At 32.7% G+C, this 16,024-nt stretch carries 14 protein-coding genes and 1 other RNA gene; 6 read left to right on the top strand and 9 right to left on the bottom strand.

Annotation, left to right across the window (positions count from 1 at the left end; genetic code table 11):
* Positions 1–87: 87 nt before the first annotated feature.
* Positions 88–2,499: a thiamine pyrophosphate-dependent enzyme gene (locus EV144_RS14500; RefSeq protein WP_134149968.1), complete on the top strand. Its 2,412-nt coding sequence runs from the start codon at positions 88–90 to the stop codon at positions 2,497–2,499.
* 73 nt (positions 2,500–2,572) lie between these two features.
* On the opposite strand, the gene EV144_RS14495 is transcribed toward EV144_RS14500, so the two are convergent.
* The 4 genes from EV144_RS14495 to EV144_RS14480 all read right to left on the bottom strand — a co-directional run bounded on the left by EV144_RS14495 (position 2,573) and on the right by EV144_RS14480 (position 6,083).
* The gene (locus tag EV144_RS14495) at positions 2,573–2,935 is read right to left on the bottom strand and encodes a hypothetical protein (protein ID WP_134149864.1); all 363 of its coding nucleotides are present in this window, start codon (positions 2,933–2,935) and stop codon (positions 2,573–2,575) included.
* Positions 2,936–2,980: 45 nt separating this feature from the next.
* Positions 2,981–3,715 carry a 3-deoxy-manno-octulosonate cytidylyltransferase gene (gene kdsB, locus EV144_RS14490; RefSeq protein WP_134149863.1) on the bottom strand — a complete coding sequence of 245 codons (735 nt, stop codon included), beginning with the start codon at positions 3,713–3,715 and terminating at the stop codon, positions 2,981–2,983.
* Positions 3,716–3,756: 41 nt separating this feature from the next.
* Positions 3,757–4,587, bottom strand: coding sequence for a 4,5-DOPA dioxygenase extradiol (ygiD, locus tag EV144_RS14485; protein WP_134149862.1), 831 nt, complete (start codon positions 4,585–4,587; stop codon positions 3,757–3,759).
* A gap of 86 nt (positions 4,588–4,673) precedes the next feature.
* Positions 4,674–6,083, bottom strand: a complete 1,410-nt coding sequence (locus tag EV144_RS14480; RefSeq protein ID WP_134149861.1) for an ATP-dependent RecD-like DNA helicase — start codon at positions 6,081–6,083, stop codon at positions 4,674–4,676.
* A 383-nt stretch (positions 6,084–6,466) separates the two neighbouring features.
* On the opposite strand from EV144_RS14480, the gene EV144_RS14475 reads away from it, so the two are divergent.
* Together EV144_RS14475 and EV144_RS14470 are read left to right on the top strand one after the other, a co-directional pair.
* Positions 6,467–7,288 (top strand): DUF3822 family protein, encoded by an 822-nt coding sequence (locus EV144_RS14475; protein ID WP_134149860.1) that lies wholly within the window; start codon positions 6,467–6,469, stop codon positions 7,286–7,288.
* Positions 7,285–7,890, top strand: coding sequence for an RsmD family RNA methyltransferase (locus EV144_RS14470; protein ID WP_134149859.1), 606 nt, complete (start codon positions 7,285–7,287; stop codon positions 7,888–7,890). The genes EV144_RS14475 and EV144_RS14470 overlap by 4 nt, the downstream gene beginning before the upstream one ends.
* 71 nt (positions 7,891–7,961) lie before the next feature.
* On the opposite strand, the gene EV144_RS14465 is transcribed toward EV144_RS14470, so the two are convergent.
* Positions 7,962–10,079: a TonB-dependent receptor domain-containing protein gene (locus EV144_RS14465; protein WP_134149858.1), complete on the bottom strand. Its 2,118-nt coding sequence runs from the start codon at positions 10,077–10,079 to the stop codon at positions 7,962–7,964.
* A 137-nt stretch (positions 10,080–10,216) separates the two neighbouring features.
* Here EV144_RS14465 and EV144_RS14460 point away from each other — a divergent pair, with 137 nt between their 5' ends.
* Positions 10,217–11,575 carry a sensor histidine kinase gene (locus tag EV144_RS14460; protein WP_134149857.1) on the top strand — a complete coding sequence of 453 codons (1,359 nt, stop codon included), beginning with the start codon at positions 10,217–10,219 and terminating at the stop codon, positions 11,573–11,575.
* Positions 11,576–11,584: 9 nt separating this feature from the next.
* The gene (locus EV144_RS14455; protein ID WP_134149856.1) at positions 11,585–12,271 is read left to right on the top strand and encodes a response regulator transcription factor; all 687 of its coding nucleotides are present in this window, start codon (positions 11,585–11,587) and stop codon (positions 12,269–12,271) included.
* A gap of 2 nt (positions 12,272–12,273) precedes the next feature.
* Here EV144_RS14455 and EV144_RS14450 read toward each other — a convergent pair whose 3' ends face one another.
* Complete coding sequence (locus tag EV144_RS14450) at positions 12,274–12,972, bottom strand: hypothetical protein (RefSeq protein ID WP_134149855.1); 699 nt, start codon at positions 12,970–12,972, stop codon at positions 12,274–12,276.
* Positions 12,973–13,141: 169 nt separating this feature from the next.
* On the opposite strand from EV144_RS14450, the gene EV144_RS14445 reads away from it, so the two are divergent.
* Positions 13,142–13,336, top strand: a complete 195-nt coding sequence (locus EV144_RS14445) for a hypothetical protein (RefSeq protein ID WP_134149854.1) — start codon at positions 13,142–13,144, stop codon at positions 13,334–13,336.
* Here EV144_RS14445 and EV144_RS14440 read toward each other — a convergent pair.
* The 3 genes from EV144_RS14440 to rnpB form a co-directional block, all read right to left on the bottom strand.
* The gene (locus EV144_RS14440) at positions 13,333–14,271 is read right to left on the bottom strand and encodes a ketopantoate reductase family protein (protein WP_134149853.1); all 939 of its coding nucleotides are present in this window, start codon (positions 14,269–14,271) and stop codon (positions 13,333–13,335) included. The genes EV144_RS14445 and EV144_RS14440 overlap by 4 nt on opposite strands.
* A gap of 129 nt (positions 14,272–14,400) precedes the next feature.
* On the bottom strand, positions 14,401–15,654 hold the full coding sequence (locus tag EV144_RS14435; protein ID WP_134149852.1) for a cation:dicarboxylate symporter family transporter: 1,254 nt from the start codon (positions 15,652–15,654) through the stop codon (positions 14,401–14,403).
* A 31-nt stretch (positions 15,655–15,685) separates the two neighbouring features.
* Positions 15,686–16,003, bottom strand: an RNA gene (rnpB, locus tag EV144_RS14430) — RNase P RNA component class A.
* Positions 16,004–16,024 lie beyond the last annotated feature (21 nt).

Genomic DNA, 16,024 nt, shown 5'->3' with positions numbered 1-16,024 from the left:
AAATAATTAAATTATATTTATTTTAAAGAATTATGATTATTGATTGTTTTTAAGTAATTTCGCAGTCTAAACATGACCCTCAAGATTATGATTACAGAAAAAAACAATACTACACTAACATTTGAAGATTTCAAAACGGAGGTATTGAATGACTATAGAATTGCGGTTACAAGCCGTGAATGTAGTCTTTTAGGTCGTAAAGAAGTATTGACAGGAAAAGCCAAATTTGGAATTTTTGGCGACGGAAAAGAAGTGCCGCAGCTTGCTATGGCAAAAGCTTTTAAAAACGGGGATTTTAGATCTGGATACTATCGCGATCAAACTTTCATGATGGCTATTGGCGAATTAAATCCTAAACAGTTTTTTGCCGGTTTATACGGTCATACAGATTTAGCTTTTGATCCTATGTCTGCAGGTAGACAAATGGGCGGACACTTTGTTACGCACAGTTTAAATGAAGACGGTTCTTGGAAGGATCTAACCAAACAAAAAAACTCAAGCTCAGATATATCGCCTACAGCAGGACAAATGCCAAGATTATTAGGTTTGGCGCAGGCTTCTAAAATTTACAGAAATGTTGATGGTATTACTATTAAAGATAAATTTTCTGTAAACGGAAATGAAGTGGCTTGGGGAACCATTGGTAACGCCAGTACTTCTGAAGGTTTATTTTTTGAAACGATAAATGCTGCCGGAGTTTTGCAAGTTCCGATGGTAATGAGTGTTTGGGACGATGAATACGGAATCTCTGTTCATGCAAAACATCAGACTACAAAAGAAAATATTTCTGAAATCCTAAAAGGATATCAACGTGATATGGACTCAAAAGGTTACGAAATCTTTAGAGTAAAAGGCTGGGATTATGCCGAATTGGTTTCTACTTACGAAAGAGCCGGTGCCATTGCCCGCGAAGAACATATTCCGGTTTTAATTCACGTAAACGAATTAACACAACCGCAGGGACACTCAACTTCTGGATCTCACGAACGTTATAAAAACAGTGACAGACTGGCTTGGGAGAGAGATTTTGATTGTATCCGCCAGATGCGTTTATGGATGATTGCCATCAATATTGCATCGCCGGAAGAATTGTCTGAAATAGATGCTGAGCTGAGAAAAGAGGTAATGGAAGCTAAAAAAGAAGCTTGGAATTCTTTTATTAATCCAATTATCGAAGATCAGAAAAATCTTTTGACTTTATTGGCACAAATTGCCGAAGCCAGCATTAATCATAAAGAAAAAATTCAAAAATATATCTCGGAATTAAATGCTATAAAAGCGCCTTTAAAAAAAGACATGCTTTCTATAGCAAGAAAAATTCTTCGTTTTATTGAAGTTCCAAACAGTAAAGTTTTATTGTCGGAATGGATTACGAATTATATTGGCATAACACAGGGAAAATTTAGCAGTAATCTGCATTCTGATTCGGCTAAAAATGTGTTTTCAGTAGAAAAAGTACTTCCAAAATATGCCGTAAATGCTAAACCGGATTTAGACGGCAGAATGATTTTACGTGACAATTTTGATGCTTTGTTTACAAAATATCCAGAAACTTTGATTTTTGGAGAAGATGTAGGAAACATTGGTGACGTAAACCAAGGTTTGGAAGGTATGCAGGAAAAATACGGAGAACTTCGTGTTGCCGATGTCGGAATTCGTGAAGCTACCATTATTGGTCAGGGAATTGGTATGGCTTTGAGAGGTTTACGTCCTATTGCCGAAATTCAATATTTAGATTATTTATTATATGCTATCCAGATCATGAGTGATGATTTGGCTACTTTACAATACAGAACGGTTGGAAAACAAAAAGCTCCATTAATCATTAGAACCCGCGGACACCGTCTTGAAGGTATCTGGCATTCTGGTTCTCCAATGGGAATGATTATCAACGCTATTCGTGGTATTCACGTTTTGGTTCCTCGTGACATGACGCAGGCTGCAGGTTTTTACAACACGCTTTTAGAATGTGACGAACCGGCTTTGGTTATTGAATGTTTAAATGGTTATCGATTAAAAGAAAAAACGCCTTTGAATTTTGGTGAATTTAAAACACCAATTGGTGTTGTTGAAACACTTAGAGAAGGTTCAGATATAACATTGGTTTCTTACGGATCTACTTTGAGATTGGTTCAGCAAGCTGCTAACGAATTATTAGATTTAGGAATTGACTGCGAAGTAATTGATATTCAATCTTTACTTCCGTTTGATATTAATAAAGATATTGTAAAAAGTATTGCAAAAACAAATCGTCTTTTAGTAATCGACGAAGATGTTCCTGGTGGTGCTTCAGCATTTATTTTACAACAAATTCTTGAGGAACAAGATGCTTATAATTACTTAGACAGCAAACCACAAACTTTAGCTGCAAAAGCACACAGACCAGCATACGGAACTGATGGTGATTATTTCTCTAAACCTTCTGCAGAAGATATATTCGAAAAGGTTTATAGCATGATGAACGAAGTTAATCCTTCTAAATTTCCTGGGTTATACTAAACTTTAGATTTTAAACATAAAAAAACAGCTCCAAATTTGGAGCTGTTTTTTGTTTCTAGGAATAGAATATATTTTATTTATCTAAAAGACTTATACTATAAATTAATTTTTTATTTCTAAAAACTAACATATCAGTCGAATTATTAGTTTTTAATAAACTGTCACCAACAAGTAATTGAATTTTGTTTTTTGGAAAAAAATTCACCATTTCTAAACCATTTGAAAGTTTAACTTTTGGAGTCGCGTGGTTTTTGTAATCAATATACTTATCAATTACTGTTACAGCAAACTTATCATCAAGAACTTCATCTCTTAATTTATTTTCAAAAAATCCAAAATAATTTAATACTATGACAAAGCTAAATATAAAGACTAACATTGTTCCTAAGATTATTTTATCTTTCTTTCCTAATATTTCATTAATATCTTGACTCAATATAATATATTTTTTTTTTATAAATTACTTAAAAAATAGTATTCATTATTTAGCGCTCAAAATCGCTCTCGCCTTTTCCAAATCCTCAGCCGTATCAATTCCAATTCCTACGTGCGTTGTCTCAACCATTTTAATACGTTTTCCGAATTCTAAATAACGTAGTTGTTCTAACTTCTCTGAAGCTTCAAGAGATTTCATCGGAAGACTGTAAAAATCTAACAAAGCTTGTTTTCTAAAAGCATAAATCCCAATATGTTGAAAATAACGAACTCCAACATCTTTATCTCTCGGATACGGAATTACAGATCTAGAAAAATACAATGCAAACTGCGATTGATCTACAACTACTTTTACATTGTTCGGATTATTGATTTCGTCTTCATCGGTGATTTCACGCATTAATGAAGCCAAATCAACTTTACGTTCTGTATCGTTTTTAAAAGCTTCTAAAACCTGTTTTAAAGGCCCAGCTTCTGTAAAAGGCTCGTCGCCTTGTACATTAACCACAATATCTACATCAAGATTCGCAACGGCTTCTGCAATTCTATCGCTTCCGGATTCGTGTTCTTTAATGCTCATAATGGCTTTTCCGCCGTTTGAAACGATTTCATTAAATATCAAATCAGAATCGGTTACGACAAAAACATCGTCAAAAAGATTGGTTGCTACAGAGGCTTCGTAAGTTCTTAGAATTACAGTTTTTCCGCCCAAATCCTGCATTAATTTAGCAGGAAAACGTGTTGATGCATATCGCGCTGGAATTACAGCTATTATTTTCATTTTTTATGTCATTGCGAGGAACGAAGCAATCTCATCCTCAATTAATTTATTTTTACTGATGTCATACTCAACGAACCAGCCAGCAGTTTATCATTAAACAAACTTAAATCGTCTGTTTTATCTTTTAATCCTAAAGTATAAAGCAAAGGCAAATAATGATCTGGTGTTGGAATCGCCAATTGAACCGCTTTATTCATTCTTTCGAAATCAACTAAAGACTGGAAATTTCCATCTAATAAATAATTATTTACCGTTTCTCTCGCTTCTATCGCCCAATCGAAACCGTAATTGTCTTTATCAAAATTTCTAAAATCTACCAAACGCAGATTGTGAACGATATTCCCGCTTCCGATAATTAAAACACCTTTGTAACGTAGTTGTTGTAACTTCTGAGCCAATTCAAAATGATATTGTCCCGATTTTGTATAATCAATACTTAACTGAATTACTGGAACATCTGCGTTTGGATACAAATGTTTAATCACGCTCCAAGCGCCATGATCTAAGCCCCAATGTTCATCTAAATCGACATTTACAGGTTCTAATATTTTTTTGGTTTCTAAAGCCAGTTCCGGGCTTCCTTTTGCCGGATACTGCACATCAAAAAGTGCCTGCGGAAACCCTCCAAAATCATGGATTGTTCTCGGCATCTGCATCGAAGTTACTTTTGTTCCTTTTGTATACCAATGCGCCGAAATACATAAAATAGCATTAGGCTGCGGTAAAGTTTTAGCCAAATCCCGAAAACCAGCTACAAACTGATTTTCTTCTATAGCATTCATCGGGCTGCCGTGTCCTAAAAACAGAACAGGCATTTTATCTGTATTCGAAAACGTTGACGAAATCGAATGTAAATCATTTAGTGTTGTCATTGTAAAAAAATTTAAACACAAATTACACGGATTTTCACTAATCCTAATCTAAAAAATAATTCGTGCTAATTCGTGAAATTTGTGTTTTATTCCTCAAAACTCTCGTCTTTAAATCCTATCAAATATAATTTATTTTTGGCACGCGTCATAGCCGTATAAAGCCATCTGATGTAATCGCGGTCAATTCCGTCTGGAAGGTAAGGCTGTTCAATAAAAACCGTATTCCACTGCCCACCTTGCGATTTATGGCACGTAATCGCGTACGAGAATTTCACCTGCAAACCATTAAAATATTCGTTGTTTTTTACCTTCTGAAATTTCTGGTATTTCGTCGTTTCATCTTCGTAATCTTTCATTACTTCTTCATACAAACGATTGGATTCTTCGTAAGTCAAAGATGGAGATTCGCTTTTTATAGTATCCAAAATCAAAACAGTTTCAAAAGGTTTTTGATCTGGATAATCGACCATTCTAATTTTTACTTTTGCAAAATTAAATCCGTATAATTCTTTAATTCCAAAAAGTTCCAAAACCTCAATAATATCACCGTTGGCAATAAATCCGGCTTCGTCTGTTTCTTTCAGCCAGAAATAATTATTTTTTACTACCATCAGGAAATCGCCAACAGAAAGTTCGCTTTCTTTAAACAAAATTCTGGTTCTAATCTGCTCGTTGTATTGATTGGCTCTTTTATTAGAACGAACAATAAACGCCGTATCTTCAATACTATAATTACTGTAAGCGGTATTTATCGCATCCTGAATATCATAACCATCAGTTAATCGAACAATATCTTTAAACTTTTTTACATTAAATTGAAACTCGGTTATAAACGATTCTTTCAGTAACTCACGTAATTCTGTAGCATTAAACAAAATACCCGAATTCTCTTCTTGACGCATTACTTCGTCTAGCTCAATATGTTCGATTTCTTTATCGTAATGGACTCCCAAAGTCTGAATGTCTAAAGCTGGGCTGATATCTAAATTTACCGGAGGAAGCTGTGCCGTATCTCCGAGCAAAATCATTTTACAGTTGGTTCCCGAATATACATAATTTATCAAATCATCCAGAAGCGAATTACCATCTAAAGTGCTGTCTGAAATCATAGAAGCTTCATCGACGATAAATATCGTGTTTTTGTGCTTGTTTACTTGTTTGGTAAAAGCTACTCCTCCGCCCGAAGATTTCTTAGGAAAATATATTTTTTTATGAATGGTAAAAGCTGCCGTATTCGAGTAATTGGCAATTACTTTTGCCGCGCGTCCTGTTGGCGCGAGCAATACAAATTTCTTACTTATGTCCCCAAGATTGTGCACTATTGTAGATATCACAGTTGTTTTTCCGGTTCCTGCATAACCTTTTAAAACAAAAATAGTATCGTTTTGAGGTTCGGTTAGAAAAATAGCGATTTTCTGAAAAAAAATATCCTGTTTATATGTTGGTGCAAAGGGAAATCGTTTTTGTAAAACGCCGTAAAACAGTGCTGAATTCATAGGGTAAAATTGAAATACAAAGTACGGTTTTTTTAATGGTAATGCCTATTTCAAAATTCTTTTTTACACCATATAAGTCATATAAGTTAATTTAAGTTTCAACAAATTATACGTTAATGATAACTATTCTCTATAATCCTCTTTCGTCTTCACAATAGCAAATCTATCAAATCCCGTCTAAAAACATCAACATCAACTTTTTAAATAAACTTATATCACTTATATGGTTTAAAATAAAAACGTTTTCTTAACTTTTCTTTAAAGTGTAACTAATATTGTTTTTTGAAATTGCAATTATTATTGTTCCTTTTTAATTTGTAAGTTTGTGTCCGCATTAAATTCTTTCTTGAAACCAAAACAAGGTAACGAATTATAAATCACATATGTCATTGCAAAACCTTAACATCACTTCAAAAAAATATAAAAAACTTTCTATTCAGGTTTCCCTTAACGGGTTGTCTTTTTGTTGTTTTGACACTTTAAACAATGTCATCACTACAATGAAAGAAGTTAAGTTTGATACCTCAAACAAAACAATTAAAATTGAAGATTTATTAGCCGATGTTTTTAAAGCTAATTCAGAATTAAAAGATACTTACGACGAAATAATGGTTATTCACAATAATAACCTTTCTACTTTTGTTCCTACTGCCCTTTTTGATGAGGATTATTTGGGAAGCTATCTGCAATACAATACAAAGGTTTTTGAAACTGATTTTTTTACCTACGATCAGGTTTCAAATTATCAAATGAATTCGGTTTATATCCCGTATGTAAACATCAATAATTTCCTGATTGACAATGTTGGTTCTTTTGATTACAAACATGCTAATAGTATTTTGGTCGAAAAAATATTGGATGCATCCAGAAATAACGACGAAAAGAAAATGATTGTAAATTTCAATCCGGATCATTTTGAAATTATTGTCGTTCAGAACCAAAAGCTTTTATTATTCAATTCTTTTGAATACAATACTCCGGAAGATTTTCTTTATTACGTTCTTTTTACAGCCGAACAATTGAGTCTGAATCCGGAAACTTTTCAATTGGAATTATTAGGAACCATTAGCGATAATGATCCTTTTTATGCAATTGCTTATAAATATATTAGGAATATTTCGTTTTTGGATGTAACTTCATTACAAGAAAAAAATAATTTTTCAACTGCTCAGAATCAAAAACATTATATCTTATTTCAATCATGAGAATTATTTCAGGAAAATACAAGGGACGACGCATTCTTCCACCAAGAAACCTTCCTGTAAGACCTACGACTGATATGAGTAAAGAAGCATTGTTTAATGTTTTAAATAATCATTTTAGTTTTGACGGTTTAAAGGTTTTGGATTTATTTTCGGGAACGGGAAATATCAGCTACGAATTTGCTTCACGAGGCAGTGCGCCAATAACTTCTGTTGACGGAGATTTTGGATGTGTGAAATTTATCAAACAGGTTTCTTCTGAATTTGATTTTGATATTGCAGCAACCAAAAGTGACGTTTTTAAATTTTTAGAAAACTGCAAAACGTCTTACGATATTATTTTTGCCGATCCGCCTTACGGTTTGGATCAGAAAATTTTCGAAAAAATTGTTTTAACGGTTTTTGAAAGGGATTTGCTTCACGAAGACGGCATGATGATTATCGAACATTCTAAATACACTAAATTAGATCATTTGAGTAATTATTCTTTTCAGAAAAGTTACGGCGGTTCTTTCTTTACTTTCTTCGAATTAAATTCGACAGACGATGATGAAGAACTTCCTGATGATTCATTAAAAATTATAAGAGAAGAAGACGAAGGATAATATTTTCTTAGTCGGCTGAATTTCAATCAAAATAAAAAACCTCCAGCTTAAGAACTGGAGGTTTTTTATTTCTAGCGAACTCGACTTTCATTTTCATCAATAGCTTTTTCTTTAAAATCACTTTCTTTAATTTTCCCGAAAGAATATTTAATTGAAACCAAAATTTCATGAGAATCAACTACATATCTTGCTTTTGAGCTAATATCATTAATGGTAAATTCTTCTTTTTCGATTACATTTTTAAATACATTATTACAGCTCAAAGTACAATTCCATTTTTTAAAAAATACTTTCGAAACCGCCACATCAACCAAAACCATCGGGTTTCTCTCAAAAACGCCTTTATTTTGTTTGGTTACTCCCCAAAAGCTAACTACAAACGAATATTCTTTTGGAAGCTTAAATTGATTGTTTGAATAATAATACAGATACGGTTTTGAAGATAAAAATACTGCCGAAGCATCTTCTATTTTTTCTAAAACAAAAACAAGAGAATTGGTCGTTGTCCAAAATTTATAAGTAAACGGAGCTTCAAAATCAAGACTGAGACCTTTTTCTTTATCAAAATTTATATCTTTAAAAGTCATTATTTTCGTTTTATCGTCAAATGAAAAACTGTTATAAACTGGATTTATGTTTTGATAATAATTTAGTTTTACCGATTTGTCATGATATTGAAAAGAAGCCGAAATTTCATTACCAATAGTTGGATCCAGAAAGATATTTCTAGAATATAAAAAGTACGGATTAATGTACGTTGCACCTTGACTTAAAGAAGAATAATTGGGCCTTGAAATACTTTTACTATAATTTATAATAAAACTTCTTGTACTGTCCAGAGGAATTGTAAATCGTGCTTTTGGAAAAAACTTTGTATAATTTTTATCAATCAGCGGTGCTGCATCTGATCTGAATTTTCCATCAACATTGGTATTTTCAATCCTAAAGCCAATCGAGAAATCTACTTTTTTTATTTTTCCGGAAAACTGGCTGTATCCTGCGAGATTTTGTTCTTTAAAATCATAATGACTTCTCTCATTTTGATTATTTTGGTAGTAAAAAAAATCAATATCAGATTTTGAATCGGCTGATGAATACAATCCTCCGGCTTCTAATTTTATTTCGTTTTTGAATTTTCTCTCTAAATCAATTCTTCCCGAAAAAACATTTACTTTAAATTTTTGATCTCTGTTTTGAGACAACTCAAACTGAGTAGCATTATAATTATCCGAAACAAGACTGCTTCCAGCCTGATCAAAATTAGAAAATTGCAAACCTGCAAAAACCTGTGTATTAATGGCTTTTATTTTTTTTGAATAATTTAAAAATGAGTTTACGAAATTCTTTTCACTATCATTATCACTAAACGTGACAACATTATTGATTTCGTCTTTATTTTTATTGTTTGTAATTGTATTAATGGGAAAAGTATCTGTCTGTAATTTGGAGCTGATGGTAAACGAAAAATAATCTTCTTCGCTTATTTTGTAAAACAAACCTCCTCCAAAAACAAATTGTTTTCTTTTCGTTTCGGCCATAACATCATATTTTGAATTAATATCGGCACTCGGAATCTGATAATCAATACTGTGGTTTTCCCAGGGATTTAATCTGTTGTAATTGAAATTGGCTTTAAATTCGAATTTGTTTTTCTTGAAACTGGAATTAAAACCAAGATAGTTATTGTAGTTTTTCTTAAAAGAAGCAACTTCAGAAATTTCGGTTCTAAAACTGTCTTTTTTGCTAAATTTTCGGGTAATCAAAATTACAGAACGACCTTCGGCTTCGTATTTTGAAGATGGATTCTGAATAATTTCAATAGTTTTAATATCCGCAGGAACCAGCGCATTTAGATCGTTCATTCCTACTTTTTGATTGTCAATATAAATTAACGGAATTCCTTTGCCAATAACGGTGATATTTTCTTTGTCTGAACTAACTTGAACTGTTGGTAGTTTTGCCAGTAAATCTACTGTATTCGGGATTGAATTATAAATAGAATTGGCAACATCTACTTTTATATTTCCGTTTGAATTGGTAAAAGTCTTTTTACTTTGATTGACAACAATTTCTTTTAATTGATGATTTGAAATCGAATCTTTTGGTGTTTCATTTTGAGCCTTCGCAACAAAAGAAAGACAAAAAAGCAGTATTATTAAAAAGAGTTTAAGTGGCAGGTAAAAGTTCATTTTTAAAGTTTTTTGGGTTTGATGTGATGCAAAAATGCTTCTAAAAAAGAGCTTTGAAAGTTAATTGGAGGTTAATGCTGGGTTAACGTCTTTTTTGTATTGCAAAAGCGTTATTTTTGAAATGAATTTAAGATTGTATGAAACAAAGAATCAATTTATTAATAGCATTTTCGGTTATAGCACTTATCGTGTTATCAAGCGTACAATGTTATTTGGTAAAAACTACTTACGATTATAAAGTAGCGCAGTTTCATACACAGATAAAAAATGAAATTGCCGCGATAACGAATAATTACAGTGATATTGATTTGGCTTTGGTTGCTAAAAAAGAAACACTTTACAAGAAATTATCAGAACAATATATTCTGGGGAAAAATTCTAAAACAGACATTAAAAATGAGATTTTACAAAATGAATACCGCCGTATAATAACTGCAGGAATTCAGCGAAAATTTCAAAAAGATCTGCCCAAATTTAAAATTGATTTTGCCATCGTTCTCAATAAATTTATTCTGTATCAAAACACTAAAAAAGCTGATACTATTTTTTCTGAAAAGCCTTTTATTCAAAATAAATTATATGGAAATCTGGCTTCTTTAAATCATGCTTTTTTGGTTCGAAATTATGTTGGAACTACTAACGGTAGTTTTGAAAATCAAGAATATAAATTATTGACTGAGAATTCGATGTACGTTTCGGTGATCGATTGGGAAATGATTATTTTAAGACGAATGACCCTTGTTTTGATTTTGTCTTTACTTTCTATCCTTACATTAATTACGCTTTTTATTATTGCGATAAAAGCTTTAATCAAACAAAAAAAGGTAAGTGATGTTAAGACAGATTTTATCAATAATATTACGCACGAACTTAAAACGCCTTTGGCTACTTTAGGGATTTCTACAAAAATATTAGAGCAGAAAACTATTCGTGAAAACGACGAAAACTTTAATGCAATTGTCAATACGATTTCACGTCAAAATCATCGTTTACAGAGTTTAATAGATCAGGTTTTGGCAAATTCGATGGCGGAAAACGAAATTGAATTGCAAAAGGAAAAAGTAAATACAGAATATTTTCTAACTTCAATCGTAGAAGATTTTAAAATTGGTTATCCGAATATTAGTATTGAAACTGATTTTGAAACGCAGAAAACGATTTTGGTTTTGGATAAATTTCATTTGACAACTGCTATTTTAAATGTGTTGGAAAATGCGGTAAAATATGGTTCTAAGCACATTTTAATCAAAACTAAAAGCATTGATAATCAATTCTCTATCAGCATAGAAGATGACGGAATCGGAATTTCTAAGGACAAACAAAATCTGCTTTTTGAGAAGTTTTATCGTGTACAACAAGGTAATCTGCATAATGTGAAAGGTTTGGGATTGGGCTTGTATTATGTAAATCAGATTATAAAAGCACATCAGGGTTCTATTAACGTTATTAGCGATTTAGGAAAAGGTGCCCAGTTTACTATTCTATTAAAAATTTAATTATCTATTTTGAAAAAATTACTTTTAGCCGAAGATGATTTTGATTTTGCTGCGATTCTAAAACAATATTTAGAAATCCACCAATTTGAAGTAGTCTGGGCAGAAAATGGTGAAATGGCTTTAGATTATTTTAAAAACCAACCTTTTGATATTTGTGTTTTTGATGTAATGATGCCCAAACTGGACGGATTTTCTTTGGCCGAAAAGATTGTTACAATTAATCCCGAAACTCCATTTATTTTTCTAACTGCAAGAAAGTTAAAAGAAGACAAAATCATTGGTTTGAAATTAGGCGCAGACGATTACATCGCAAAACCTTTTGAAGCCGAAGAACTGATTCTGCGTTTACAGAATATATTAAACAGAGTGGAGCAAAAAAGAACTCTAAACGGAAATAATACAATTGAAATTGGTTCGTATATTTTTGACAACGAACGTTTAACGCTTAACCATCCAAATCATATTCAGCAGCTTACAGAGAAAGAAGCTTCTCTTATTGAGTATTTATATCTCAATCATAACCAGTTACTAAAAAGAGACCAAATTCTAATGTCTGTTTGGAAAAAAGACGACTATTTTTCAGGACGAAGTATGGATGTTTTTATCAGCAGGCTTAGAAAATATTTTAATTCTGATCCAAAAATCAGTATCGAAAGTGTTCGAAATATTGGATTAGAATTTAAAATTATGAAGTAATGCTACATTTTCTTTTTTTCGAATCCCAAATAATAACTCATTCCAAATCCTAAAGTTTTGGTATCAAATTTTGATTCGTAGTTGTTTACCTCTTTTAATGCTTTGCCCATATTTACGCCGTTGTAATAGACATTAATTGAAAACGAATCATAATTTTTGTCCGAAAGTATAATATCGATTCCGACACCAATTCCAAACGATTGCTGCCATTCGGTAACTACTGATTTTGTTGTCACTGATTTTGACGGATCACTTTGATTTACAACTGTATAATTGCGATCTGCTTCAATTTTTGAAACATTAAATCTGGGCAGTATCTGAATAAAGACATCTCCAGAATTTACTTCTTTAATGTACAAAGATATTTTTGGTGTCAAATTAAAATTTAACGAATAAGCCTTACTGGTGCGAAGATCAAGCACATGTCCTTGTTCATCAATTTTACTGTAATCTTCTAAATTTCCACCAAAATAACTTACACCAATTTCAGGTTTAAGTAAACGATGGATTTTTACTTCTACGCCCGTTCCTATTTCTCCAAAAATATTGTTTTTAAAGTCAGACTGCGTATAAAGTGATAGATTGGCAAAAACTCTTGCATGCTGTGCATTTGTCTGAACTGCAAATAAAATAAGGAATAGACAAGATATTTTTTTTATCAGAGAAAAGACAAAAGAGGTATAAGTTAGTTTTTCTTTCATGTGTTGTTTTTGGCTGCACAAATATAATCTTAAAACAATGCAGCATACTAAAAACAAAAATATTTTCGTACAAATTTTAATGTGAAAAATATAATTTGACTTTGCAATTCTATAACGCTAAAAAGCTGTAAACTAAATAGATTTGTATGGAATCATAAATCTAAAAATCATGAACCTTAAAAGACTATTCGGAGGATTACTTACCATCCTGGGTATTATAGGCCTAATTTATACAGCGGTCATATTTGCCGGTACTACTGGCGGAACGAGAGATATTAAATCATTAATTATTTACGGAATATTAGGAATTGTATTCTTTATGTCTGGAATCAGTTTGGTTCGTACGACAAAAGACGAATCTTAGATTTCGGCTTTATTATAATTGGATAATTTATCTAAAACCAACTGATATGTTGGCGTTTCGACTTCGTATTTCAGACCTTCATTAACTACAAATTCGGTTAATGAGGCTAGTTCTATGTTTCGTCCCGCCAGCATATCACGATGCATAGACGACGTTGTATCTTTTGGCGTTTTCTCTAATTTAAGAATGGTCTGCATGATGATGTCGTCAGGAAGTTTTAATCCTTTTACGGCTGCGATCATCGTAATTTCATTCATTAAAGAAACATATACATTTCTACCATTCTGGCTTTCCAGAATTTCACCAATATTATAATTCAGATAACAAGTTGCCGAAGCCAATACGGAAATAAAAACAAACTTTTCCCAAACGGTATCTTCTATATCTTCTACCAAATAACTTTCTATATTGGCGTCTTTAAAAATGGTCTGCAAAGCTTTCATTTTACTGATAGAAGCCGTTTCTGAGCCAAAAAATACTCTTTGTAAAGATCCTACATTATTGATAACGCCCGGCGATTCTATCATCGAAAAGATATAAACACAGCCGTCTAAAACTTCGTTATCCGGAAAAAGTGTTCTGATTCGTTCCGGTGCATCTACGCCATTGTAAAGAGGAAGAATAACGGTGCTTTTTTTAATGCATTTTGCCAAAGCAAGAAGGCTTTCTTCTATATCGTAGGTTTTGGTTGCACAGATTAAATAATCTAATTTCCAAATTACATCAGGATCGTTTGAAACTACTTTTGGAAATACAACTGTTTCAGAATCTTTGGTAATAATCTTTAATCCAGCTTCTGAAACTACTTTTAGCGTTTCGCCTCTGGCAATAAAAACAATTTCTATTTCTTCAGATTCCTGATATTCTTTTGCTAAAAGTCCGCCGAAATAACCTCCAACGCCGCCTAAACCTAAAATTCCTATTCTTGTTTTCATTTTTATATTTTTATTTATGATCTACGTCATTGCGAGGAACGAAGCAATCTCACTAGTAATTTACAATGTTTGATTTTGTAAATGAGATTGCTTCGTTCCTCGCAATGACGCAAAATGAGACCATACCAATTAATTATCTTCTAAAACAGGTTCCAAATTCAACTCTGTAAAATCCTTTTCTGTTTTAGAAATTATAATGGTTGCTACTGTATTTCCGATTAAGTTGGTTATAGCTCTTGCTTCGCTCATAAATTTATCAACTCCAAGTAAAAAAGCTAATCCTTCAACGGGGATTTTATGAAGTGCTGTCAATGTTGATGCTAAAACTATAAAACCGCTTCCGGTAACGCCTGCAGCACCTTTAGAGGTAATCATCAAAATACCAATTACACTTAGGATTTCGAAGAAACTCAAATGCACATCATACAACTGCGCCAGAAAAAGTACCGACATCGATAAATAAATCGAAGTTCCATCGAGATTAAAAGAATATCCGGTCGGAATTACCAATCCAACAACTGATTTACTACAGCCCATTCTTTCTAACTTTACCATAATATTAGGCAATGCAGCTTCTGAAGAGGAAGTTCCTAAAACAATCAAAAGTTCTTCTTTGATGTATTTTAAAATGGAAAGAATGCTGATTTTATAATATCTCAAAATACTTCCTAAAACCAGAAATACGAACAAAATCATGGTGAGATAAACGCACAGCATTAATTTTCCAAGCGGAATTAAAGTCTGTAAACCAAACTTACCAATTGTAAAAGCCATTCCGCCAAAAGCACCAATTGGAGCGAGATACATTACGTATTTTAAACCTGTAAAAACCACTTTTGAAATTCGCTCTAAAACTAAAATCGTTTGTTCTCTTTTTTGGTAAAAGTTTAATGCAATCCCACAGATAATTGCCGCTAATAAAACCTGCAGCGTAAAATTAGAGAGAAAGAATTTCAACCATGAAAAGTGCTGTGCTGCGTGATTTGTATATTGACTTGCATCTTGCAACGCCAAGCCTGATTTGTCTATTTTTCCAGGTTTAAAAACATACGCGATCGTAACGCCAATTGCTAATGCGATTGTCGAAACAACCTCAAAATAAGTTAAGGCTTTAACACCAATTCTGCCGACTTTTTTAAGATTTCCCATTCCGGAAATTCCCAAAACAATAGTTAAGAAAATAATTGGGCCAATAAAAAGTTTGATTATATCGACAAAAGTTTTACCGATGATTTCCATTTTTACACCATTTTCTGGCGAAAAATGTCCGAGTAAAACGCCCGCAATAATAGCGATTAATACCCAAAAAGTAAGATTGGTTACAATAGTCGAAAAAGTGCTTTTTCTAGGTTTATTCGGGAGATTTGGAGTATTTATATTCATGAAAGTTTGTTGGATAGTTTCACAAATATATAAAAAATGCAGACCTATAAGCCGGATTCTGTCTCTGATAAATCAGAGCCTTATCATTTATCTAGATCCCGCATTACTGCGAGACTCAAGCTACCTACCCTTCAGCAACGAACGAGAAGCCCTTAAATGCTGATATACTTGGTATTTCACCGCATAGAGTTTACCTGGTTTCACTACAGCATTACCTGTACATACTTTCTGTTGCACTTGTCCTTGCCCTATTTCTAAGACCGACGGGGGTTACCCGCTATGCTTCTCTGTGGTGTCCGGACTTTCCTCCCTCCCGATAAATCGGAACGACGATAAGGCGGTCTGCGCGGCAAAAGTAATACTTTATAAC

The sequence above is a fragment of the Flavobacterium sp. 270 genome, assembly GCF_004368785.1.
Lineage (GTDB): Bacteria > Bacteroidota > Bacteroidia > Flavobacteriales > Flavobacteriaceae > Flavobacterium.
The sequence above is the reverse complement of the archived record's forward strand: the minus strand, read 5'-3'. Positions and strand labels throughout refer to the sequence as shown.

Excerpts from the sequence above, each read along its gene's own strand:
- EV144_RS14440 (WP_134149853.1), bottom strand. The coding sequence starts at position 14,271 with ATGAAAACAAGAATAGGAATTTTAGGTTTAGGCGGCGTTGGAGGTTAT.
- EV144_RS14500 (WP_134149968.1), top strand. The coding sequence starts at position 88 with ATGATTACAGAAAAAAACAATACTACACTAACATTTGAAGATTTCAAA.
- EV144_RS14445 (WP_134149854.1), top strand. The coding sequence starts at position 13,142 with ATGAACCTTAAAAGACTATTCGGAGGATTACTTACCATCCTGGGTATT.
- EV144_RS14475 (WP_134149860.1), top strand. The coding sequence starts at position 6,467 with ATGTCATTGCAAAACCTTAACATCACTTCAAAAAAATATAAAAAACTT.
- EV144_RS14480 (WP_134149861.1), bottom strand. The coding sequence starts at position 6,083 with ATGAATTCAGCACTGTTTTACGGCGTTTTACAAAAACGATTTCCCTTT.
- kdsB (WP_134149863.1), bottom strand. The coding sequence starts at position 3,715 with ATGAAAATAATAGCTGTAATTCCAGCGCGATATGCATCAACACGTTTT.
- EV144_RS14450 (WP_134149855.1), bottom strand. The coding sequence starts at position 12,972 with ATGAAAGAAAAACTAACTTATACCTCTTTTGTCTTTTCTCTGATAAAA.
- ygiD (WP_134149862.1), bottom strand. The coding sequence starts at position 4,587 with ATGACAACACTAAATGATTTACATTCGATTTCGTCAACGTTTTCGAAT.
- EV144_RS14435 (WP_134149852.1), bottom strand. The coding sequence starts at position 15,654 with ATGAATATAAATACTCCAAATCTCCCGAATAAACCTAGAAAAAGCACT.
- EV144_RS14470 (WP_134149859.1), top strand. The coding sequence starts at position 7,285 with ATGAGAATTATTTCAGGAAAATACAAGGGACGACGCATTCTTCCACCA.
- EV144_RS14460 (WP_134149857.1), top strand. The coding sequence starts at position 10,217 with ATGAAACAAAGAATCAATTTATTAATAGCATTTTCGGTTATAGCACTT.
- EV144_RS14465 (WP_134149858.1), bottom strand. The coding sequence starts at position 10,079 with ATGAACTTTTACCTGCCACTTAAACTCTTTTTAATAATACTGCTTTTT.